This is a genomic window from Vibrio sp. SCSIO 43135 (assembly GCF_023716665.1).
Classification (GTDB): Bacteria; Pseudomonadota; Gammaproteobacteria; order Enterobacterales; family Vibrionaceae; genus Vibrio; species Vibrio paucivorans.
Genome location: NZ_CP071859.1, coordinates 2,053,004 through 2,076,059, shown reverse-complemented (window position 1 = coordinate 2,076,059; position 23,056 = coordinate 2,053,004). Strand labels below are relative to the sequence as shown.

Genomic DNA, 23,056 nt, shown 5'->3' with positions numbered 1-23,056 from the left:
GGCTCCAATCGGAGCCCATTGATTTTAAAGGAGCAGCTCTCAATCAAACATGCTGTGTTGGTCGCTTTTTGAGGCGGCCTTAATCCTAGGGGAGAATCGAAAACACTAATCCTGCTTTGGGCTTTCCATCATAGATAAATCGATTTTGGGCTAGCGCTTCTTGTTTTGCACCACAACTTAATGCGAGTCGATGGCTAGGTAGGTTATCCGGGTCACAGACAATCTCAACTCGAGTGAGTTTTAGTTGTTCGAAGCAAAAGCTCGCCAGTGCGTTGACGCCTTCTTTAGCATACCCGTTGTGCTGATACTCATCGGCAATCCAATAGCCCACACTCGCCATATTGAATGTGTGGTACAACTCATTAATCGCCACCATACCCACTAACGTATCCTCATCGCGTCGATACAAACCAAAACCATAGGCTTGGCCTTTAACCCAGTTGAGTTTGTTAGCGAGCAAGAAGCGCTCTGCATCTTTTGCTGTGAACTCGGAGGAGCACCAATCAATCCACTGATGAAGAGTAGCAGAATGGCGAATGATGGCGCTGAAGTTAGCAGCTTCATCTGGGCTGATTAGTTTTAACGTCAGTCGTGGTGAGATAATCGTGTAATCAGGGCTCATAGCGATTGGTTTTGGCAAGCGGAACTAAAAACGCCCTCGTAAGAGGGCGTAGAAACTTATTGTTGCTCTTCGACACGGCGAACTTGAATTATCATTCCAAGTAGCGGGTGATCTAAGTAGTGAGTTTCAGTGCTTCGCATACGACGCTTTTGCTCCATACGGTAACTTTTTAAGAACTCTTCCACTTTTACAGTCGGCGTAACATCTTCCATATTGCCGGCTACAACGGTTGCCTCTTCTTCTACGAGGTCACCGGATACTTCTAGAGGTTTTTCCTCGAGCTTAACTTCGCGTACGCTTGGCTTTTTGATATCCAGTTGGGTTTCAGCGTATAGGTAATGCTGAACGTAAATCTGCAGCTTACCATCCAACTCATACAAGGGCTGAGGAATACTCTCTTCGACCACTCCTTCTACTGGAGAAGCATCAACGTCGGAGACTTTTTCAGAACCATCTGCGTTGAATTTCGCTGAGTAATCTTTACCTGCTTGGATATGGAAAACAGGTGCTGCTCTTTTTCCTTCATCACCTTGGCGCCAAGCTTTATGCAGCAATACTTTGAAGCCAGCATGATCACGCAGAGATTGCGCTTGCTCAGTGAGTTCATACTTTGAGTAATCAAGCATTTTTACGCCTTTCTCTTGGCGATAACTGGCATCAGCGAAGCTTCCAACACGTTCCAAGTCGATTTCAGGCAGCGTATTTGGCCATGACTCGCTGGTCTTTTCTGCATCAACTGCACGCTCAAAAATGATCACTTCTATATCAAATTGTCTTTGTGCCAAGCTCGGCATGGAGACTAATAAGAGCAGTAGTGGGATCAACTTTTTCATTCTGACTCCGTCAATTGGGGCTAACCCATTAATAATGAATATATTCTACGCTTTTGGAAGCAAGTTTTGTTGAAATTCTGACAGCATATCCGCTACAAATTGGATTCTCTTGCGTCTGTCTACTAATGGTACAGTAAACTTGAACTTCGTTGGGCCTTCCATAGAGAATTTTTGTGGCTGTGATTGTAATAGTTTAACCAAAAACATCGGGTTAATGTCAGCATCAGGATAGAACTCGATGTAACCCCCTTTGTCATGTGCCTCAATTTTCTTCACCTTCAGTGCAGCGGCATCGATTTTCAGAGTCGCTATTGAGAGTAAGTTTTTGGTGGCGTCTGGTAATGAACCGAAACGATCAATCAGTTCCACTTTTAGCTCAGCCAGCTCTTCTTGGCTGGTCACACTAGCGATTTGCTTGTACATCGACAATCGAGTATTAACGTCTGGGATGTAATCGTCCGGTAGTAGGGCAGGGAGTCGCATTTCGACTTCGGTTTGCTCTCTGAGTAGCTCATCCAAAGAGGGTTCTTTGCCTTCTTTTAGCGCTTCGACTGCTTGCTCTAGCATTTCCATATATAAGGTAAAGCCGACCGACTGAATTTGGCCGCTTTGCTCATCACCCAGCAGCTCACCAGCACCACGAATTTCTAAGTCGTGGGTCGCTAGGGTAAAGCCCGCACCTAAGTCCTCTAAAGAAGCAATCGCATCTAAACGCTTAATGGCATCTTTCGTCATTGCTTTAGGGTGTGGCGTCAGAAGATATGCGTACGCTTGGTGGTGTGAACGGCCTACACGTCCTCTCAATTGATGAAGCTGAGCAAGCCCTAAGTTGTCCGCTCTATCCATGATGATGGTGTTCGCTGTCGGAACGTCGATGCCTGTTTCAATAATTGTGGTACAAACTAACAGGTTAAAGCGCTGGTGGTAGAAGTCGTTCATGACTTTTTCCAATTCACGCTCCCGCATCTGTCCGTGCGCAGTGGTAATACGAGCTTCTGGAATGAGCTTTTCTAGATCGGCAGCGACCTTATCGATGGTTTCAACTTGGTTGTGCAAGAAGTACACCTGACCACCGCGCATGATCTCACGCAGAACCGCTTCTCGAATAACGCTGTCTTCGCTTTGGCGAACAAAGGTCTTGATGGCTAATCGACGAGCGGGTGGAGTAGCGATGATCGATAAGTCTCGCATGCCACTCATTGCCATATTCAGTGTTCTTGGAATTGGGGTTGCGGTGAGGGTGAGGATGTCGACGTCCGCACGCATAGCCTTGACTTTTTCTTTCTGACGGACGCCAAATCGGTGCTCTTCATCGACAATCAGTAAACCAAGATCTTTGAACTTCAAATCATTTGAAAGTAGTTTGTGTGTACCTACCAAGATATCGACTTTGCCGTCTTCTACGTCTTGTATGATCTGTTTTTGCTCTTTGGCTGATTTAAAACGAGATAGCACTTCCACTCTGATGGGAAGGTTGGCAAAACGATCGCGGAAGTTTTCAAAGTGCTGTTGGGCAAGCAGGGTTGTCGGAACTAACACCGCTACCTGTTTACCATTATCTGTACTCACAAATGCAGCACGCATTGCGACTTCTGTTTTGCCAAAACCCACGTCGCCACAGACAAGTCGATCCATTGCTTTTGCTTGGCACATGTCTGAAAGTACGGCGTTAATCGCCATGTTTTGATCGTCGGTTTCTTCAAATGGGAAACCGGATTTGAAAGTAGCGTACTGCCCTCTGTCGAGGGCGAATTTATAGCCTGGTTTTAACTCTCGTTTGGCGTAGACATCTAGTAGCTCTGCCGCCACATCTCTTACTTTCTCTGCCGCTTTACGACGAGCCTTCGCCCAAGCCTCGCCGCCGAGTTTATGAAGTGGTGCCGATTCTTCTGCGCCACCGGAATAGCGACTTATCAAGTTAAGTGAGGCTACGGGTACATAGAGTTTCGCGTCGTTTTGATACTCGAGGGTAACGAATTCGGTTGTCATCCCACCTGCTTCGAGTGTTTGTAACCCAATATAACGGCCAATACCGTGGTCGATATGAACCACAGGTTGTCCGGTGGTTAATTCAGCTAGGTTGCGAATTACCGCATCGCTATTGGTGACTTTGCGGTCTTTTCGTCTGCGCTGAATGACGCGATCACCAAGTAAGTCACTTTCACAAATAAAGGCGAGGTTTTCGCCTTGGTGAATAAAGCCGTGTTCTGATGCGCCTAGTACGAGAGTAAACTTGTCGTTGCCTGAGATAGCGGCGCAAAGGTCAGTGACTTCATTTGGACGCAGTTTGATGCCTTGCAGCAATTCTAATAAAGCTTCACGGCGGCCTTCTGACTCGACCGAGAAGACGATTTTTCCGTTATGCGCTTCGCTGAACTTACGCAGCAGCGCGAGCGGTTCTTTGTTTTGATTCTGTACTGAAAGCTCAGGTAGAGATTCGACCTGTGCGTTGACTCGGCCTTGCTTCTCATTGATTGAATCAACGGCTAAAACAGCTTGAGGTAGCGCTTTGAACTGGCTAAATAGTTCGTCTTTCTTCATCCATAATTCGTTAGGTGGAAGAAGAGGTCTTAGGGGATCGACTTTGCGCTGATCGTAGCGATACTCAGCGTCATTTAGGAAGGTGTCAATGGCGGTTTCCAGATCGCCAATTGTGATCAGTTGACTATCAGGTGCAATGTAGTCAAACAGTGTCTCAGTTTTTTCAAAAAACAGTGGTTGCCAGTATTCAATACCTGCTGGCCAAGTTCCTTTTGAGACTTGCATGTAAACCGATTCGGGCTCTCTACGCGCATCAAAGCGTTGACGCCAGCGAATACGAAAATCTTCAATTGCCGATTCGGTGGTTGGGAACTCATGCGCCGGGAGCAGGCGGATCTCTTGAATGTCCTCGATCGAACGCTGGTTCTCTGGGTCAAAGGTACGAATCGTATCGATTTCGTCGTCGAAAAAATCAATGCGATACGGGTCGTTACTGCCCATAGGGAACAGATCGAGTATCGATCCACGGCTCGCATACTCGCCTGGGCCAAATACTTGGTCAACGTGACGGTAGCCGGAGTTCTCTAACTGGATACGAAGTTTTTCCAATGAGAATAAATCACCTGTTTTGACCATCAAAGTGTGTTGCATTAAATAGTCGCGAGGTGATTGACGCTGTAAAAGTGTACCGACAGGAATAATCGTGATGCCACTTGTCTGCGTAGGCAATTGATAAAGTCGAGCAATACGGTCAGAAATGATTTCCTGATGTGGCGAGAAGTTATCATAAGGCAGCGTCTCCCAGTCAGGGAACAGCGCGACTTCTTCGTTGGTAAATTGCTCGATCTCTTGCAGTAGTTTTAGAGCGGTTTGTGGATCAGGTACCGCTAGTAGGGTATGGCTATTGTGTTGCTTTGCCAGTTCTGCAACGGCAAGTGCCAAGCTGGCCCCTTTCAGGTTACCGACATGTTTTTTGTCTCCGGCGCCAGTTGGTAGCGCCAGAGATAATAGAGTGGGTGTTGTCATAATCTTGTTTAGCTGTCTCTATTGAGCGAACGTTGACGCAGTAGTTTTTGTTGTTGGTGAAGTGCAGCCTTAATCAGCAGGTCTTGGTCGCTGTCTCTGAGTAACGTGTATTTCACGTGCACGAGGTGGCCACTGTCTTCTTGTTGGCAGTCTGTGACTTCTCCGTAGCAATAGATGGCCGCAGGCGGGTACTCCAAAAACAATTTGGCGCGAACGTTTGTGCCTTTTGACACGGCTTGCTCTGAAGCAAAAGTGAATTGACTGGCTCCGAACGACTTGGTTTTACAGCGAAAGCGCTCATAGTCTTGCTGAGAAAGCATAAACGAAAGCAGCAAGTTAAGCTTTGAGTTCTGAGTGTCTAGCAGTTGAATCACATGCTTAAAGTCGCTGTTTTTCAATTCAGCTCTAGCTTGGTCGTTGATTAGGTCGAGTTGGCTGAACTCGCTAGCGACAATAAAAGGCGCAGGAATTTCAGCTTCGAATTGTTCTTTAGAAGGAAGGCTGAATCCATCACCCAATGGTTCTACATTGGCGTTCATTTGATGATGAACGGTAAAAAACTCTTGATCTGACATAGACATCTTCCTTGTAAAAAGTAGTTGTTATATCTGCCTCTTTCGCAAGACAAAAATAACAAGTGATCTTGTGATTATCGCCATACTTGCGAACTTATCAAGGTATCGGAGGACTAATGGTGTAAATAAATACAGTATTTGGGCTAGTTATAGCGTATTGAACCTTATAATTAGCAAAATAGGGCTACAACCTTCCGATGTTAATCGTTAGAGTATGAGCCATAACTTTTTCTTGGTTTTTAATATGTTTCATCCAATTTCGGCCTTTATCGGATTGCGTTACTTACGAGGACGCTCGGGCGATAGGTTCAGTCGATTTGTGTCTTATATGTCTACCGCCGGTATTACGATTGGGGTGATGTCTCTCATCACGGTGTTGTCGGTAATGAACGGTTTTGAAGCACAGCTTAAGAGCAAAATTTTAGGCGTATTACCTCAAGCGGTGATCTCGGACGAAAGTGGCAAAACGGCTTATACCGAAGTTGCCCCTGATTTTATTCAAGCTCTGTCAAATAAACCTGCAGAGCCGATTGTGCGCAGTGAAGCGGTCATCCAAAGTGCTTCTCAACTTGCAGCTGGTTATCTGGTTGGGATCGAACCTGGCGACGATGATCCAATTGGGCAACACCTTATTGCGGGTTACCTGCCTGACCTCCAACCTAGCCGTTATCGCGTATTTCTTGGTCATACTTTGGCGCGTTCACTGAATGTTTCGATGGGAGATAAGGTTCGTTTAATGGTGACCAGTGCTAGCCAATATACTCCTCTTGGGCGTATTCCAAGCCAGCGCAACTTTACCGTAGCGGGTATTTTCAATACGGGTTCTGATGTCGATGGGCAACTCATGATCACTCATATTGGTGATGCGGGACGTTTGCTGCGTTATTCCAAAGAGTCTATTTCTGGCTGGCGTCTATTTTTTGATGACCCATTTGTGGTTGGTGAACTGTCGCAACAGCCTTTACCTACGGGCTGGGAATGGAGTGACTGGCGTGACCAACGCGGTGAGTTGTTCCAAGCCGTCAGAATGGAAAAAAACATGATGGGGTTGATGCTGGGGCTGATTGTTGGTGTCGCAGCATTCAATATCATTTCAGCCTTGATAATGGTGGTGATGGAGAAGCAATCAGAAGTGGCGATATTAAAAACGCAAGGTATGACTAACAATCAAATACTTTCTATTTTCATGGTGCAGGGTGCGAGTAGTGGCATTATAGGTGCCGTGGTTGGTGGTGGACTTGGTATCTTGCTGGCCACTAACCTTAATACGCTGCTTGAAAGTATGGGGGTCGCGCTATTTTCAGTAGGCGGTCAACTACCGATACTGATTAACCCAGTTCAAATTTTTGTTGTCGTCGTATTGGCTATTGCCCTGAGTTTATTAGCGACGCTATTTCCTTCTTACCGAGCATCTTCAGTTAAACCAGCCGAGGCCTTAAGATATGAGTAATCTTCTTCAATGTCGTAATGTATGTAAAACCTACCATGAAGGAGCGTTGGACACTCAAGTATTGAAAGGCGTTAGCTTTGATATTCAGCGTGGTGAGTTGGTGTCTATAATCGGCACCTCAGGCTCCGGTAAAAGTACGTTGCTCCATATTCTTGGCGCATTGGATGATGCCACAGAAGGTGAGGTGACTTTCTTGGAACAACAACTCACCAAGTTAAGCTCGAATAAACAAGCCAAAATTCGTAATCAGCACTTAGGGTTTGTTTATCAGTTCCATCACCTATTGGCTGACTTTACAGCGCTCGAGAATGTGGCGATGCCACTGATGATTGGTGGTGCGAAAACAGCGACAGCGAAGCAAGCAGCAAGGGAATTGCTAGAAAAGGTTGGACTTAGCCATCGAGTCGACCACCGCCCGTCAGAGCTCTCTGGTGGTGAACGACAGCGTGTGGCGATTGCGAGAGCGTTAGTTAATAAGCCAGATTTGGTTCTGGCCGATGAGCCGACGGGTAACCTAGACCACAACACTGCCTTGGCCATCTATGACTTGATGCGTCAGTTGAATCAAGAGTCTGGTACCGCATTTCTTGTAGTAACTCACGATGGAGAGTTAGCCGCCAAAATGGATCGTCAGATGAAAATGCAAGATGGCTTACTAATGAATGAAGGGGTTGCCTAAGTGTTTTCTTCTTTATCGTTATTTATCGGTCGCCGATTTAGCCAAGCGAAACAGCGTAATAAGATGGTGTCCTTCATCTCGCTATCGTCAACGATTGGTATTGCCGTAGGTGTGGCCGTTATCATTATTGGCCTTTCTGCGATGAATGGTTTCGAGCGAGAACTGCAAAACCGAGTGCTTTCGGTGATCCCTCACGCAGAACTAGAAGGGGTACGTTCACCATTAAAAGATTGGCAAACTGTGGTCGATAAAGCGGAGCAGCATAAGCAAGTTGTGGCTGCTGCCCCATACGTTAAGCTTACGGCGTTAGTTGAGCGAGGAGCACAGCTTAAAGCCATCGAGGTGCGGGGGATTCAACCAGAACTAGAGAGCAGAGTCTCGAGCTTGGCAGACTTTATTGATCAAGAAGCGTGGTCGAGTTTCACTGCCGGACAGCAGAGTGTCATTCTCGGCCAGGGCGTAGCAAATACGTTAGGTGTTGCTGTGGGTGATTACGTCACATTGATGATCCCCATGGCAGATGGGACAACGAAAGTACAAACTCCCAAGCGTGTCCGCGTTAAGGTGGCAGGTTTACTTGCGCTTAATGGCCAAATCGATCATAGCTTAGCACTTATCCCACTAGCCGATGCTCAACGTTATGCTTCTATGCAAGATTCTGTCACTGGCGTTTCCATCAAGGTTGAACCAGTCCTTGAAGCAACGCAAATAGTTCGAGAAGTAGGGAATACATTGGATGTCTATGTTTACCTGAGAAGCTGGCAGCAAAAATATGGCTTCTTACATCGAGACATTCAGCTAGTAAGAACCATCATGTATTTGGTTATGGTTTTGGTAATTGGAGTCGCGAGTTTTAACATTGTTTCCACATTGATGATGGCAGTTAAAGATCGTGCTGGAGAAATAGCGATACTTCGAACAATGGGAGCGACTGACAGTCTTATTAAGCAGATATTTGTATGGCAGGGTGTCTTTTCCGGTGTTCTGGGGAGTGTTGTCGGCAGTGTCTTGGGTACCTTGGTTGCGATGAACCTTACCGCTCTAATTAAATCGTTGGAGGCGTTGATTGGTCACCAGTTTTTATCTGGTGATATCTATTTCGTTGACTTCCTACCTTCGCAGGTTAACTTGTCAGACATTCTTTTAGTATCGGGCACTGCGATAGTACTTAGCCTATTGGCGACTTGGTACCCTTCATCTCGGGCAACCAAACTCAATCCTGCCTCGGTGCTCAGCTCCAAGTAAAGGAGATAAGGTTAGTTGAATCATCTTTCTAACCTGTTCTTCAAATAACAAAAAAGGACCGATAGGTCCTTTTTTTAGTTTTGGCTAACATCTCATTTCATGTACGAGGTTAACTGGGTTTTAATCTACGAAGCTCAACTGTCACTTCGAGGATAAATATCTTAACGTAGTTGGCGTTTTTGCCAGCTACGAACAACGGAGTAGCGCCATAAACCTTTGATTCCAAAGTAGCCCAATATCGCAGAAATCACCCCGCAAATTAGGCAGCCAAGTAAGAATGGAGGCCCGATGGTATGCATCTGGTGAAGCAAGAATTCCCACGATAGCTCAAAATGGAAACCTTGGGCCGGAACATTCATAGCAAAAGCACCAACCTTATAGGCGAAATAGAACATGACTGGCATGGTAATAGGGTTACTGATCCAGACAAGCGCCACTGCTAATGGAAGATTCACTCCACAAACGATCGCTAAGCCAGCAGACATAATCATCTGGCTAGGGAGTGGGACGAACGCCATAAATAAGCCAACAGCAAACGCGCCTGCGGCGGAACGGCGGTTTAAACACCACAAGTTTGGATTGTAAAGCACATTGCCAAAAACCTTTAATGCCTTCTGACGTTTAATCACGTCGTGATTGGGCATAAAACGTTTGATGAATTTTCTTGGCATCGGGGACTATGACTCTCTTTTCTAACTACTGGTTACTAGCTTCATTTTTTATCACGATAATAACGGCATCGCACTGGCCAGTTATGCCATCGTTGGCTTGGTTATTACCGGTAATAGGGTTTTCCTTACTTTCAATGAAGTATAGGAGGCTACGAGTCGTTCTAGGAAGCTCCCTTGCCTTATTTGTCATAGTAATCAATGGTAACTTGATATCACTTCAGACAAACACACTCTTTCATGCCGGCCAGAATATTACCATAAATGCTAAGGTTGACAGCTTTTTTAAGCAAATAAGTCGAGGTTATGAAGCCACAGTTGTAGTTAGATCAATCAATGGTCAAACTTTGCCCGCCTTAGTCCGCCCGCGGATACGCTTGCATTCGAATCTACCTATCCACTTGGGTGATGAAATTACCGCTAGCGTATATTTAAAACGTATCTACGGGCAGATGAATGAAGCTGGCTTTGATAAGGAGCAATACTATATTAGTCAAGGTTGGCTCGCTAGGGGTGTGATTGACCATCACGAGCCTTTACGTATACGTTCCGCTAGCTCGTTAAGAAGTGCGCTACATAGCAAAGTAGCGGCATTGTTGGAAGAGAATGAGCAGCTTGGTCCAATACTGGCGCTGAGTTTTGGAGACCGTAGCCGCTTGACGTTAGAGCAGCGGGAAAGGTATCGAACAAGTGGGTTGTCTCATTTGATTGCTATTTCAGGGCTCCATATTGGCTTAGCATTCGCAATCGGCTTTTTTGTTGGCCGCGTATTGACGGTGTTCCACTATAACCTAGTGTGGGCATCGCTAGTGACAGGCTTTCTATTTGCAGTTTGTTATTCGTGGTTGGCAGGGTTCAGCGTGCCAACGACTAGGGCATTGGTAATGTGTGTCATTGTGGTTGGGTTGCTAGCGATGAATCTACGCTCGACCTTATTAATGAAGATTCTGCTAACGGCGGTAGTGTTGACCTTTGTTTCACCATTTTCCGTTTTGAGCTCAAGCTTTTGGTTGTCTTTAACCGCTGTATCTGTGCTTTATTGGGTCACTGCTCATACTCCGGTTACGTGGGGGCTGGTTAGAAAAACAATTACGATTCAAATAGCGATCACTCTATTGCTGACGCCCTTGAGTAGTTATTTGTTTTCTGGCTTGTCATTGAGTTCAGTAGCATACAATTTGTTTTTCATTCCTTGGTTTAGTTTTGTTGTTGTGCCAGTGCTTTTCGTGTCTCTAGCGGCAACACTTATCGGTGCATCATGGTGTCAGCCTCTCTGGGAGTTGGTTGCGGCTAGTTTGGATTTGGTTTCGTGGGCTAGCGAACACTCTATTAATAGCTGGATCGTTTTATCCGATCTGCAGTGGTTAGGTATCACGTGTCTGACGTTAGTGCTTAGTGTTGGAACAGTGCTCAGAAGAAAGGCTCAAATACTAACTGCAGCCGTCATGGGAAGTATCTTCGTCTCCGTTGTTATAAAGCAAACAAGCGACGGGCGTCTAAGGATCGATGTACTAGATGTTGGTCATGGTTTAGCGGTATTAGTGCAAAGAAATGGCCAAGCAACTCTCTACGACACAGGAATCGGTTGGGAAGGGGGCTCTATGGTTCGTTCTACGGTGGCACCACTACTTCATGCTCGTGGAGTTGAAAGGTTAGATGGTGTGGTTTATAGCCATATGGACAACGACCATGCGGGTGGCGCTGAGGATGTGAAACAATTACTTTCCCCCACCAAGGTATGGAGTAGTCAATCTCTTGCCGGTGCTAATTCTTGTGTGAAAGGCGAAAGTTGGAATTGGCAAGGTGTTGATTTTCATGTGCTTTGGCCGCCGGATACAGTTTCACGAGCTTATAATCCTCACTCTTGTGTGATTAAGCTGGTGGATGTTGAGTCGCAATTTAGTTTGCTATTAACGGGAGACATGGATGCTGTTGTTGAATGGTTACTGGTACGGAACCCAAGTATTCTCGACAGTGAAGTGGTCATTGTCCCTCATCATGGCAGCAGGACGTCTTCAACCTCTGCCTTTGTTGCGTCAGTGAGCCCAAGCCTTGCCATTGCGTCGACAGCCAAACACGGAAGATGGGATTTACCGAACCGTCACGTTGTAGAACGCTACCAAAGATACGGTAGCGAGTGGCTAGATACAGGTACTCATGGGCAAATCACACTGCATGTAGGCCATCAGGGCTGGCAAGTTTCTCACTTAAGGCAGAATGAAGGCGGTGCTTGGTATAGGCAGATGCTACGTAACGGAGTAGAATAGAGGGAATATTGTAATAAAAATAAAGCACTTCTATGTCATTAAATACCGACGAGACCACGTGGCAAACCTTTAAGCGACTTTGGACTTTCATTCGACTGTACAAATCTGGTTTATCTGTTGCGGTTGTTGCTCTCATCATTAATGCTGCTGCAGATACTTATATGGTCTCTTTACTGAAACCACTTCTCGATGAAGGTTTTGGTAATGCAGAGTCTAACTTTCTTCGAATTCTTCCTTTAATCATCTTTGGCATGATGGCCGTTCGCGGTTTGAGTGGCTTTGTATCAACCTACTGCTTGAGCTGGGTCTCGGGTAATGTGGTGATGCAGATGCGCCGCAAGATCTTCAATCAGTTTATGCATATGCCGGTTGCGTTCTTCGATAAAGAATCGACAGGTGGGTTGCTGTCTCGAATTACCTATGACTCTGAACAAGTTGCCGGAGCGACCAGTCGCGCCTTGGTCAGTATTGTCCGTGAAGGTGCTAGTATTATTGGTTTGCTGATTCTGATGTTCTGGAACAGTTGGGAACTATCGCTAGTGCTAATCGTGGTTGCTCCATTAGTGGCATGGGGAATTAGCGTGGTGTCGAAGCGTTTTCGCAAGATTTCCAAAAATATGCAGACCTCGATGGGACATGTGACAGCCTCTGCAGAGCAAATGCTTAAAGGGCATAAGGTTGTGCTTTCGTACGGAGGTCAAGAGGTTGAGCGTGAACGTTTTGATAGCGTGAGTAACCAGATGCGTCAGCAGACAATGAAGTTGGTCGCAGCTCAAGCTATTGCAAACCCTGTGATCCAAATGATTGCCTCAATCGCTCTTGTTACCGTGTTGTTCTTAGCAAGCGTAGACTCTATTCGAGCAGATCTTACTCCTGGTACCTTTACGGTTGTCTTTTCAGCTATGTTCGGTCTTATGCGCCCTTTGAAAGCGCTAACGAATGTGACGTCGGAATTCCAGCGTGGTATGGCTGCGAGCCAAACCCTATTTGCCCTAATGGATCTAGAAACTGAAAAAGACTCGGGTAAGTACGAGGCTCAAAAAGTGCGTGGCGAAATTGAAGTGAAGGACGTGACCTTTACTTATCAAGGTAAAGAAAAGCCAGCTCTGTCGAATGTGAGCTTTTCGATCCCTCAGGGTAAGACAGTTGCACTGGTTGGCCGTTCGGGGTCGGGTAAGAGTACCATCGCAAACTTGTTTACTCGCTTCTACGATGTAGATTCTGGCTCAATTATGCTAGACGGCCATGATGTACGTGACTTCAAACTTAAAAACTTACGTAATCACTTTGCGTTGGTATCGCAGAATGTCCATTTATTCAACGATACGATTGCAAATAATATCGCCTACGCCTCTGGCGGAGAATACAGTCGAGAACAAATCGAGAACGCAGCTAAGCTAGCCCATGCTATGGAATTTATTGAAGGCATGGATGACGGCTTGGATACTGTCATCGGAGAAAACGGTGCAAGCCTGTCCGGTGGTCAGCGCCAACGAATCGCAATAGCGCGAGCATTGCTGCGTGATGCGCCTGTTCTCATTTTGGATGAGGCGACATCGGCACTGGATACAGAGTCTGAACGTGCGATTCAAGCGGCATTAGATGAATTACAAAAAGATAAAACGGTATTAGTGATTGCACACCGTTTGTCCACCATCGAAGAAGCGGATGAAATTTTGGTGGTCGACGATGGTGAGATCATTGAGCGTGGCCCACATGCTGCTCTTATTGAGCGAGAAGGTGCCTATGCTCAGTTACATAAGATCCAATTTGGCGAATAATCCGTGATTGAAAAAATCTGGTTTGAAAACCATCCGCTTAAATATGTCTTGTGGCCACTTTTGTGGCCACTAAGCCTATTATTTAGCTGGATTAGTTCGTCGAGAAAACAAGGCTACGAAACGGGTAAGAAAGTCAGTTACAAAGCACCTGTTCCTGTTATCGTTGTCGGCAATATCACTGCGGGCGGCAATGGTAAAACGCCTGTGGTTGTCTGGTTGGTTGAAGCTTTACAAAAACAGGGGTACAAGCCAGGCGTTGTTTCTCGCGGGTATGGCGGGAAAGCGCCAAGTTATCCACTCGTTCTAAACGCTGATACCCCTACCGAGCACAGTGGCGATGAACCAAAACTCATTTTTCAACGTACTGGGGCTGCTGTTGCTGTAGATCCCAAGCGCAGCCAAGCGGTACAAGCACTGTTACCTCTTGGTGTGGACGTCATTGTTACCGATGATGGCCTGCAACACTACGCGTTACAGCGTGATATAGAGTTCTCTATCGTCGATGGTGTACGCCGTTTTGGTAATGCCGAAATGATACCGTTGGGACCACTAAGAGAGCCGGTTTCAAGAATAGAGACAGTGGATTTTGTTGTGACCAATGGTGGCAATGCCAAATCTGGTGAAATGCCAATGATGCTCACTCCAAGTCTAGCAATCAATTTGGTCACGGGGGAGAAAGCGCCAGTTAGTCAACTTGCTGATCTTGTCGCGTTCGCCGGGATAGGTCACCCTCCACGCTTTTTTGCTACCCTCGCTACGCTTGGGGCGCAAGTTAAAGTGACGCAAGGTTTTGCCGACCATAAAGACTTTAATCAGCAAGAATTAAGAGACCTTGCACAGCAAGGTTCTAATGTCATAATGACCGAAAAAGACGCGGTAAAATGCCGAGCGTTTGCAGAAGAAAATTGGTGGTATCTACCTGTTTCTGCCACCTTCCGAGAGGAAGATGAGCTGCGTGTTTTGAACAAAATTAATGAGGTAATGGAACAATATGGATCACCGTCTGCTTGAAATCGTCGCTTGTCCGGTATGTAAAGGTAAGCTTACGTTTGATAAAGAAAGCCAAGAACTGATATGCAAACTAGACCGTTTGGCATACCCGATCAAAGAGGGCATCCCTGTTCTGATTGAACCTGAAGCACGTACCATGTCTATGGAAGAGGGACGCTAATGTCTTTTACAGTCGTCATTCCTGCTCGTTATCAGTCCACGCGACTTCCGGGTAAGCCTCTTGCAGATATTGCAGGCAAGCCGATGATTCAATGGGTTTATGAGCAAGCTATTCAAGCGGGCGCTGATAATGTAATCATTGCGACTGACGATGAGCGAGTATCTCAAGCTGTTAGCGCATTTGGCGGCCAAGTCTGTATGACTTCAGCAAACCATGAATCGGGCACCGAACGTTTGGCTGAAGTGGTAAAGGTGATGAATATTCCCGAAGACCACATCATTGTTAACGTACAGGGGGATGAGCCACTTATCCCGCCATCAATCATTCGTCAGGTAGCAGATAACCTAGCGGCAAGCCAAGCACCAATGGGGACCTTAGCCGTAGAAATTGAACACGAATCCGAAGTGTTTAATCCAAATGCAGTTAAGGTTGTAACAGACAAAGATGGTTACGCAATGTACTTCAGCAGAGCAACGATTCCTTGGGATCGCGATGCGTTTGCGAAGGAAGATAAAGCTATTCATCAACCGCTGATGCGCCACATAGGTATTTATGCTTACCGAGCTGGTTTCATTAACACCTATATCAATTGGCAACCGACTGCACTGGAAAAAATTGAATGTCTCGAGCAGTTACGTGTGCTTTGGTATGGCGAAAAAATCCATGTTGCTGTAGCTAAAGAAGCACCGGCGGCCGGTGTGGATACACCAGAAGACTTGGAAGTTGTACGAAACATTTTGTCTTAAGTTGGTCTATCCAGCATATAGAGAAAGGAGCGCAGTGCGCTCCTTTTTTATTGCCCTATCTAGGGCTAGGGGAGGGGGAAGTTAAATCTTTCAAATACTAAATTTTACCGTCGTAGTCTCCACGTTGAGGGCAGGTGGAGAGTATTTCTCTTCTTCCTGTGTCTTTCACTTCCTCAAGAATGACATCGAATCCCCAAAGCCGGTACATGTGCTTGAGGACTTCTTCATGGTTGTCCGCTAATGGAATGCGATCATGAGGCACGTATTGTAAGGTCAATGAACGATCGCCTCTTACATCCACATTGAATACCTGAATGTTAGGTTCAAGGTTGCTAAGGTTGTACTGCGCGGCTAGCTTCTCCCTGATGGCACGATAACCAGAGTCATCATGGATGGCACTCACTTCAATGAAGTTTTTACGATCGTCATCCAACACAGCGAAAAGCTTAAAATCACGCATCAGCTTAGGTGACAAGTACTGACTAATGAAGCTCTCATCTTTGAAATTATGCATTGCGAAGTGAACTGCATCTAGCCAATCCGTTCCGGCCAAGTCTGGGAACCATTCTTTATCTTCGTCGGTAGGTTCTTCACAGATACGTTTAATATCTCGAAACATTGCAAAGCCCAGAGCATACGGGTTGATACCACTAAAATAAGGGCTGTTGTATGACGGCTGCGCGACTACGCTGGTATGACTGTGCAAAAATTCTAGAATGAATTTGTCTGACACCAACCCTTCATCATAAAGATGGTTGAGTATGGTGTAATGCCAGAACGTAGCCCAACCTTCGTTCATCACTTGAGTTTGTTTTTGTGGGTAAAAATATTGGCTGATTTTACGCACAATACGCACAATTTCTCGTTGCCAAGGCTCTAACAATGGCGCGTGTTTCTCGATGAAATACAAAATGTTTTCTTGAGGTTCGGTAGGAAAACGAACCTTAATATCTTCCTCTTTGGTTTTAGCCTTAGGTACGGTACGCCAAAGCTCATTCACTTGAGATTGCAAGTACGCCTCACGCTCTTCTTGGCGTGCGGTTTCTTCTGCAATAGAGATTTTTTCCGGGCGTTTGTATCTATCGACACCGAAGTTCATCAGTGCGTGGCAAGAATCTAATAACTCCTCTACCTCGCTGACACCATACTTCTCTTCACATTCAGTGATGTAGTTTTTGGCAAATAGCAAGTAATCGATAATAGAGCTGGCATCTGTCCACGTTTGGAACAGGTAGTTACCCTTAAAGAAAGAGTTATGACCGTAACATGCGTGAGCCATAACAAGCGCTTGCATGGTGACCGTATTTTCTTCCATGAGATAGGCAATACAAGGGTCTGAGTTGATAACAATCTCGTAGGCGAGCCCCATCTGACCATGTTTGTAACCTTGCTCGGTTTGGATGAACTTTTTACCAAATGACCAATGGTTGTAATTAATGGGCATACCAATACTAGAATATGCATCCATCATTTGTTCAGATGTAATGACTTCAATTTGGTTTGGATAAGTATCGAGTCGATAGTGGTTTGCTACACGCTTTATCTCTTTGTGGTAACGCTCCAATAATTCGAACGTCCAATCAGGACCGTCCGGCAGCACCTTACTTTTGTTGGTTGGCTTTTTCGTTTTTGTTGTCATAGTGCCTCCCTACGCGGTTTCTTTTTGGAATAGCTCTCGGAATACAGGGAAAATATCGTCAACCGTTCGAATATTCTTCATCGCGAAGTTATCGAAAGACTGTTCGAGTTTTTCGTATTCATGCCATAAAGTTTGATGGGAGCGACGAGTAATTTCGATGTACGAATAGTACTGACACGTCGGCAACAGTTTGTTTATTAGAAGCTCTTTACAACGAGGGGAGTCATCTGCCCAGTTATCACCATCAGAAGCTTGCGCTGCGTATATATTCCACTCGCCAACAGGGTAGCGATCTGCAACGATCTCATTCATTAGCTTAAGGGCACTTGAAACGATGGTTCCGCCGGTTTCTTGTGAGTAAAAGAACTCATGTTCGTCGACTTCCTTCGCTTGCGTGTGGTGACGTATAAACACCACTTCAACATTTTCATACGTACGAGTTAAGAACAGGTACAAGAGTACATAGAAACGTTTAGCGATGTCTTTTGTGGCTTGGTCCATCGAGCCTGATACGTCCATCAAGCAGAACATAACCGCTTGGCTGGAAGGAACAGGGCGTTTCTCATAGTTTTTAAAGCGAAGGTCAAACGTATCGATAAATGGGACACTTTCGATCTTCTTGCGTAGGTCCTTTATTTCTTGTTTCAGCCGTTTTTCTTCAAGTGCTTGAGCGGGCTCAATGTTCTTGATTCGCTCTAGTTCGTCTTCTAACTCGTTAAGCATACGTTTTTTGCCGGCTGTCATTGCTGTGCGTCTAGCAAGAGATTGCTGCAATGAACGAACGATCGCGATATTAGAAGGAATACCAGCGGTCTGAAAACCTGCTCGGTGGGTTTTCCATTCAGTAATTTTGTTGATTTGATTCTTTTCGAGGTTTGGTAGCTCTAAGTCCTCAAATAGAAGATCTAAGTACTCGTCCTTGGAGATCTGGAATACAAATTCGTCTTGCCCTTCGCCATCAGGGCTTGCTTCACCTTCACCTGAGCCTCCACCTTGGCCACCGCCTTTTGGACGTTCAATTTTATCGCCTCTGATGAATTGATCATTACCTGGATGAACGCGCTCTCGAACGCCTCCTTTTCCTTGATGGAATACGGGTTCTTTTATATCTCGGTGAGGGATTGAAACATCCTCACCAGAATCAGTGTTAGTGATTGAGCGGCGATTAACGGCATCTGCCACAGACTCTTTAATCTGCTCTTTGTGACGGCGAAGGAAGCGTTGACGGTTAACCGCACTCTTGTTCTTCCCGTTCAGTCGTCTATCGATAAATTGCGCCATGAGTTACCCCCTGTAAGCGTCACACCACTGAACCTTCAGCCACCATTATGATGGCTGTAAGGTTTATTGCGGGCTTAGGTTAGCTTGCGTTTAAGAGGATTTACGTACTCGCAAATACCACTCAGATAGCAATCTCACTTGCTTCTCGGTATAGCCCTTCTCCATCATGCGAGCGACAAAGTCGTCGTGTTTTTTCTGATCTTCTGAAGAGGTTTTCGCATTGAAGGAGATAACTGGAAGCAACTCTTCCGTATTCGAGAACATTTTCTTCTCGATCACGGTGCGAAGTTTCTCGTAGCTGGTCCAAACAGGGTTTTGTCCGTTGTTGTTGGCTTTAGCTCGAAGTACAAAGTTAACGATTTCGTTACGGAAATCTTTAGGGTTACTGATGCCTGCTGTTTTCTCAATTTTTTCAAGCTCACTGTTCAGTGATGCCCTGTCGAACAGCTGGCCTGTTTCTGGGTCACGGTATTCTTGATCTTGAATCCAGAAATCCGCGTAGGTGACATAGCGGTCAAAGATGTTTTGACCGTATTCAGAGTAGGACTCTAAGTACGCAGTCTGAATTTCTTTACCAATAAATTCGACGTAGCGTGGCACTAGGTAACCTTTTAGGAACTCCAAGTATTTCTCTGATTGTTCTTGAGGGAACTGCTCTCTCTCTACCTGTTGTTCAATGACATAGAACAAGTGCACTGGGTTAGCTGCCACTTCTGCTTGGTCAAAGTTGAATACACGTGAGAGGATCTTGAATGCAAAACGGGTAGATAGCCCTGACATGCCTTCATCGACGCCTGCATAATCGCGGTATTCTTGGTAGCTTTTCGCTTTTGGATCGGTGTCTTTAAGGGTTTCACCGTCATAGACTCGCATTTTGGAGAACAGTGAAGAGTTTTCTGGTTCTTTTAAGCGCGACAGGATACTGAATTGAGCCAGTAAATCTAATGTGCTTGGTGAGCAAGGTGCTTTGGATAGCTCTGAGTGATCCAGCAATTTCTGGTAAATCTTCACTTCTTCAGACACTCTTAGACAATACGGTACTTTGACAATGTACACACGGTCGAGGAATGCTTCGTTGTTCTTGTTGTTTCTAAAGGTTTGCCATTCGGACTCATTGGAGTGAGCCAGGATCATACCGTCGAATGGAAGTGCCGACAGCCCTTCGGTACCGTTGAAGTTGCCTTCTTGAGTCGCAGTTAGGAGCGGGTGCAACACTTTAATTGGAGCTTTGAACATCTCGACGAATTCCATCAAGCCTTGGTTGGCTTTACATAAAGCACCGGAATAGCTGTAGGCATCGGGATCATCTTGAGAAAAGTGCTCTAACTGACGAATGTCGACTTTACCAACTAGAGATGAGATATCTTGGTTATTTTCATCACCTGGCTCAGTCTTAGCTATCGCAACTTGGTCGAGGATAGAAGGGCGAACTTTCACTACTTTAAACTTAGAAATATCCCCCCCAAACTCGTGCAGACGTTTTGCAGCCCAAGGTGACATGATTGAACGTAGGTAACGTTTTTCGATGCCATATTCTTGCTTCAATAAGTCACCATCCTCGCTGACATCAAATAGACAGAATGGGTGGTCGTTGACTGGGCTTCGCTCTCCGTTAGCGGACAGTACGTAAATTGGTACTTGTTGCATCAGTGCTTTTAGCTTTTCTGCAAGTGATGACTTACCACCGCCCACCGGGCCGAGTAAGTATAAAATTTGTTTGCGCTCTTCTAACCCCTGAGCCGCATGTTTTAGGTAAGAAACGATCTGTTCAATCGCATCTTCCATCCCATAAAAATCCTCAAACGTTTTATAACGAGAGATGACTCGATTAGAAAAAATACGGCTTAATCGGGGATCTTGGGCAGTATCAATAACTTCTGGCTCACCAATGGCCATTAGTAATCGTTCTGCTGCGTTTGCATACGCGCTTTTATCATCTTTACAGAGACCTAAAAAGTCCTGCAGTGATAACTCTTCATCCTTGGCTGCTTCATAGCGTGCTTGGAAGTGGTCGAAAATACTCATAATGAAATCCCCTCTGAACCTGTCATACTGACAAACAACCCGCAATGGAATACAAATCCTTTCCTATTTAAGCCTAGTTGCTATTTCGAATTTTGCTTAACAATTATGTGTTTATTTGCAAAAGGGTGATGAAAATCGCCTATCTAAAATTTCTCATTTGCGAGTTGAATATGGCTGTGCTTCTCCGCAGTTTTGCTTCTATGAGAAAGTCCTCTTGTGAGTGAATGCTTCATGCTTAATAAATAAAAATGAACAATGATTGTATTGATAAACTGTACGTTGTTCTGTATATTTCAAACCTAATTAATTTGAGGTGACTGGTGGCAGTGTGAGATTTTTGAAACAAATAGTGGGTTCGATTGGTGTTTGGACAGCGATGACATCAGGAGTACAAGCTGACATATCTCAGTGGTCACTCGGTGTCGCAGCGTCATACTCTCCTGCTGTTTATAAAGACACGCCATCAAATCAGACAGTCATTCCCGTAATTGGTTACGAGGGAGAACACTTATTCTTACGTGGCTTTAGCGCAGGCTATCGCATTAATCCGGTAGGTTCAGTACAGAACGTAGTATTTCGCTTGGTGTATGACCCAAGAACGCTCAAGCCATCTGACTCAGACAATGAACAAATTCAGAAGCTTGACGAGCGTGATTCGACAATATTAGGTGGTGTCAGCTATCAGCTTATTACCATGGTGGGTATGTTTGAAGCGACGGCAGGAACCGATGTTGGGCGTACACATAATGGCTTATATGCAGAAGCTGCGTGGAGGCTACCAATTAGAAAACGCGGCTGGGCGATTACACCGTCAATCGGATATGCCTACAACAGCGAGAACCTCAACAATCATTTATATGGTGTGAGTGGTGAAGAGGCTATGAGAAGTGGGTTGACGGAGTTTGATGCAGATTGGGACGGCCAGTACTTTATTGGAGCTTCGGCATACCTGCACATTACACCGAGAGTTCGGGTAACAGGTGGGGTTCGTTACACCAACTTAGAAGGTGATATCGAGCGAAGCCCGATTATCGAAAGTGGGGTCAATACCACGGCCAACGTCGGTGTGGCGTACGTTTTCTAAATAAAGGAAAAGTGAGTAGACCTTTGTTTTGGCACAACAAGAGTATTTGGCGTAAAAAAGGTTGGATGTAATCCAACCTTTTGTCGTTCTTGGCTCTAACGTGCCTAAAACAGAGGGGAAGAGCTTACGCGTTAAAAATTTGGGTAAGCTCTGTCGCGCATAGGTGGTATTGTCTTGGACAATTTTTCCAAGTTACCAGCATACGGCGGTATTTATCTAACATTGGCATCTGACTGTTAAAGTGGTGATCGCCTTTGTCGAATTGAGGATAAAGTCCTTCTGAGTCAATTAAGAAACGTACATAGTTCACTAGTTGCGCTTCACTAGCGATATCGAAGCCTAAAAATTGAAGGCGGCGCTGATCCACTTGCGATTGTTCATGCTCTGCAAGCATTTTATTAGACTCTTGCATTGCGTGGTACATTTCTAAGATATCGATGATTTCACGGCACTCTGCTTCTACTAAGCAGCCGAAATCTTTATTTAACTCGCGCATTTGAAGTTCATAACCACGTTCAACAATCATTTGTAAACGCTGGTACTTTGCACGGTTTTCAGGGTCCATCTGAGACATTAAGTAATATTGGTTCGATAGGATCAAACGTTGAGCGTTTGTCATTTCCATAAGTAGCCTCACTAAAAGATATTCATTTTTCTGTAGCTAAGATTAACAGGTGTTATCCGGCTCGAAACATGATCTCAACACGGTTTTAATGTGAAAAATGTAATTTTTAACGTGCTTGAAGGGCTACTTTTGAGAGTTTCGTGGGTAAAGGTAATCTCTATCAGAAAACGTTCGCAGCCACTCTGGTTTGAATACACAAAGTAGGGCGACTGACATGCCATTGAGTAACCCCTCGGGGAAAGCGAGCAAAGGCAAGAATACAAGGTAGTTATCAACGATTTCAGGCCACGTATACGCGTCATTAACGGAGTACCAAAGCGCATTGACGACGAGGTGGATACTGCCAGTGAATGCGGCGTTAAAAAAACCAGCAACAAAGATAAATACAAATATATTACGTGGCAAAAATCGGTAGCTGAGCTCGAAAACTAAATAGCTAACAAGGATTGGAATTAGGCTGGAAACCAACAGGTATACTGGGATGTGGTAAAACGAGATTGTACCAAATAGAGCTAGGCCAAAAGTGATTGGGATTGTGATGGTAAATGCACTTTTCCAACCATACATTAAACACAATGTAGTTAGTGCGAGAAAATGGATGTCTAAACCTTGCTTAATCCCTGCCTGAGCTGACCAAAGAATAAAAATGGCGAACATGCTGGCGAAAGTGAGGTGTTGGAAAGTCTTCTCTGCCTGGAGTTTTGGGAAAAACACTGTATTTACGTCGGTATAGCAAAACACCACGATGACAACCGTCACGATAGCCAATGCAAACAGCTCTGGCAGCAGCATGATTTATCTCCATATAAAAAAGCCAGCAAAGAATGCTGGCTTATAGTCTATCGTATTTCCGTTATG

The 23,056-nt window shown here is 45.3% G+C and carries 19 protein-coding genes; 9 read left to right on the top strand and 10 right to left on the bottom strand.

Annotation, left to right across the window (positions count from 1 at the left end; translation table 11 throughout):
- Positions 1-85: 85 nt before the first annotated feature.
- The 4 genes from J4N42_RS09180 to J4N42_RS09165 are packed head-to-tail and all read right to left on the bottom strand — an operon-like array spanning position 86 to position 5,537.
- Entirely contained in the window at positions 86-622 is a 537-nt protein-coding gene (locus J4N42_RS09180; protein ID WP_252027580.1) for a GNAT family N-acetyltransferase, read from the bottom strand.
- A 56-nt stretch (positions 623-678) separates the two neighbouring features.
- Positions 679-1,455 carry a peptidoglycan binding protein CsiV gene (locus J4N42_RS09175; protein WP_252027579.1) on the bottom strand — a complete coding sequence of 259 codons (777 nt, stop codon included), beginning with the start codon at positions 1,453-1,455 and terminating at the stop codon, positions 679-681.
- 45 nt (positions 1,456-1,500) lie between these two features.
- Entirely contained in the window at positions 1,501-4,962 is a 3,462-nt protein-coding gene (mfd, locus tag J4N42_RS09170; RefSeq protein ID WP_252027578.1) for a transcription-repair coupling factor, read from the bottom strand.
- 8 nt (positions 4,963-4,970) lie between these two features.
- Positions 4,971-5,537 (bottom strand): PilZ domain-containing protein, encoded by a 567-nt coding sequence (locus tag J4N42_RS09165; RefSeq protein ID WP_252027577.1) that lies wholly within the window; start codon positions 5,535-5,537, stop codon positions 4,971-4,973.
- Between the two features lie 244 nt (positions 5,538-5,781).
- Between J4N42_RS09165 and lolC the strand changes: the two genes are divergently transcribed.
- Genes lolC through lolE form a run of 3 tightly spaced genes read left to right on the top strand, consistent with a single transcriptional unit; the run spans position 5,782 to position 8,911 of the window.
- Positions 5,782-6,987 (top strand): lipoprotein-releasing ABC transporter permease subunit LolC, encoded by a 1,206-nt coding sequence (gene lolC / locus J4N42_RS09160; protein ID WP_252027576.1) that lies wholly within the window; start codon positions 5,782-5,784, stop codon positions 6,985-6,987.
- Positions 6,980-7,666: a lipoprotein-releasing ABC transporter ATP-binding protein LolD gene (lolD, locus tag J4N42_RS09155; protein ID WP_252027575.1), complete on the top strand. Its 687-nt coding sequence runs from the start codon at positions 6,980-6,982 to the stop codon at positions 7,664-7,666. The genes lolC and lolD overlap by 8 nt, the downstream gene beginning before the upstream one ends.
- Positions 7,667-8,911, top strand: a complete 1,245-nt coding sequence (lolE, locus tag J4N42_RS09150) for a lipoprotein-releasing ABC transporter permease subunit LolE (RefSeq protein ID WP_252027574.1) — start codon at positions 7,667-7,669, stop codon at positions 8,909-8,911. It begins immediately after the preceding gene.
- Positions 8,912-9,072: 161 nt separating this feature from the next.
- Here lolE and J4N42_RS09145 read toward each other — a convergent pair whose 3' ends face one another.
- Entirely contained in the window at positions 9,073-9,582 is a 510-nt protein-coding gene (locus tag J4N42_RS09145; protein WP_252027573.1) for a DUF2062 domain-containing protein, read from the bottom strand.
- Between the two features lie 8 nt (positions 9,583-9,590).
- On the opposite strand from J4N42_RS09145, the gene J4N42_RS09140 reads away from it, so the two are divergent.
- From J4N42_RS09140 to kdsB, 5 genes are read left to right on the top strand one after another with little or no spacing between them, the layout of a single operon-like run.
- Entirely contained in the window at positions 9,591-11,846 is a 2,256-nt protein-coding gene (locus tag J4N42_RS09140) for a DNA internalization-related competence protein ComEC/Rec2 (protein ID WP_353505324.1), read from the top strand.
- 32 nt (positions 11,847-11,878) lie between these two features.
- Positions 11,879-13,627, top strand: coding sequence for a lipid A ABC transporter ATP-binding protein/permease MsbA (msbA, locus tag J4N42_RS09135; RefSeq protein ID WP_252027571.1), 1,749 nt, complete (start codon positions 11,879-11,881; stop codon positions 13,625-13,627).
- A 3-nt stretch (positions 13,628-13,630) separates the two neighbouring features.
- On the top strand, positions 13,631-14,638 hold the full coding sequence (gene lpxK / locus J4N42_RS09130) for a tetraacyldisaccharide 4'-kinase (RefSeq protein ID WP_252027570.1): 1,008 nt from the start codon (positions 13,631-13,633) through the stop codon (positions 14,636-14,638).
- Positions 14,619-14,798 carry a Trm112 family protein gene (locus J4N42_RS09125; RefSeq protein WP_252027569.1) on the top strand — a complete coding sequence of 60 codons (180 nt, stop codon included), beginning with the start codon at positions 14,619-14,621 and terminating at the stop codon, positions 14,796-14,798. Before lpxK ends, J4N42_RS09125 begins: the two co-directional genes overlap by 20 nt.
- Positions 14,798-15,544: a 3-deoxy-manno-octulosonate cytidylyltransferase gene (gene kdsB / locus J4N42_RS09120; RefSeq protein ID WP_252027568.1), complete on the top strand. Its 747-nt coding sequence runs from the start codon at positions 14,798-14,800 to the stop codon at positions 15,542-15,544. The genes J4N42_RS09125 and kdsB overlap by 1 nt, the downstream gene beginning before the upstream one ends.
- Before the next feature lie 97 nt (positions 15,545-15,641).
- Here kdsB and J4N42_RS09115 read toward each other — a convergent pair whose 3' ends face one another.
- From J4N42_RS09115 to J4N42_RS09105, 3 genes are all read right to left on the bottom strand, one after another.
- Positions 15,642-17,183 carry a SpoVR family protein gene (locus tag J4N42_RS09115; RefSeq protein ID WP_252027567.1) on the bottom strand — a complete coding sequence of 514 codons (1,542 nt, stop codon included), beginning with the start codon at positions 17,181-17,183 and terminating at the stop codon, positions 15,642-15,644.
- 9 nt (positions 17,184-17,192) lie between these two features.
- A complete protein-coding gene (locus J4N42_RS09110) occupies positions 17,193-18,464 on the bottom strand; it encodes a YeaH/YhbH family protein (protein WP_252027566.1) in 1,272 nt (423 codons plus the stop codon).
- 90 nt (positions 18,465-18,554) lie between these two features.
- Positions 18,555-20,489, bottom strand: coding sequence for a PrkA family serine protein kinase (locus J4N42_RS09105; RefSeq protein WP_252027565.1), 1,935 nt, complete (start codon positions 20,487-20,489; stop codon positions 18,555-18,557).
- A gap of 376 nt (positions 20,490-20,865) precedes the next feature.
- Here J4N42_RS09105 and J4N42_RS09100 point away from each other — a divergent pair, with 376 nt between their 5' ends.
- A complete protein-coding gene (locus tag J4N42_RS09100; RefSeq protein ID WP_252030816.1) occupies positions 20,866-21,573 on the top strand; it encodes a MipA/OmpV family protein in 708 nt (235 codons plus the stop codon).
- A 124-nt stretch (positions 21,574-21,697) separates the two neighbouring features.
- Here the strand turns inward: J4N42_RS09100 and J4N42_RS09095 are convergent, their stop codons facing one another.
- Both J4N42_RS09095 and J4N42_RS09090 read right to left on the bottom strand, forming a co-directional pair.
- On the bottom strand, positions 21,698-22,198 hold the full coding sequence (locus J4N42_RS09095; protein ID WP_252027564.1) for a YfbU family protein: 501 nt from the start codon (positions 22,196-22,198) through the stop codon (positions 21,698-21,700).
- Positions 22,199-22,321: 123 nt separating this feature from the next.
- The gene (locus J4N42_RS09090) at positions 22,322-22,990 is read right to left on the bottom strand and encodes an energy-coupling factor ABC transporter permease (protein ID WP_252027563.1); all 669 of its coding nucleotides are present in this window, start codon (positions 22,988-22,990) and stop codon (positions 22,322-22,324) included.
- Positions 22,991-23,056 lie beyond the last annotated feature (66 nt).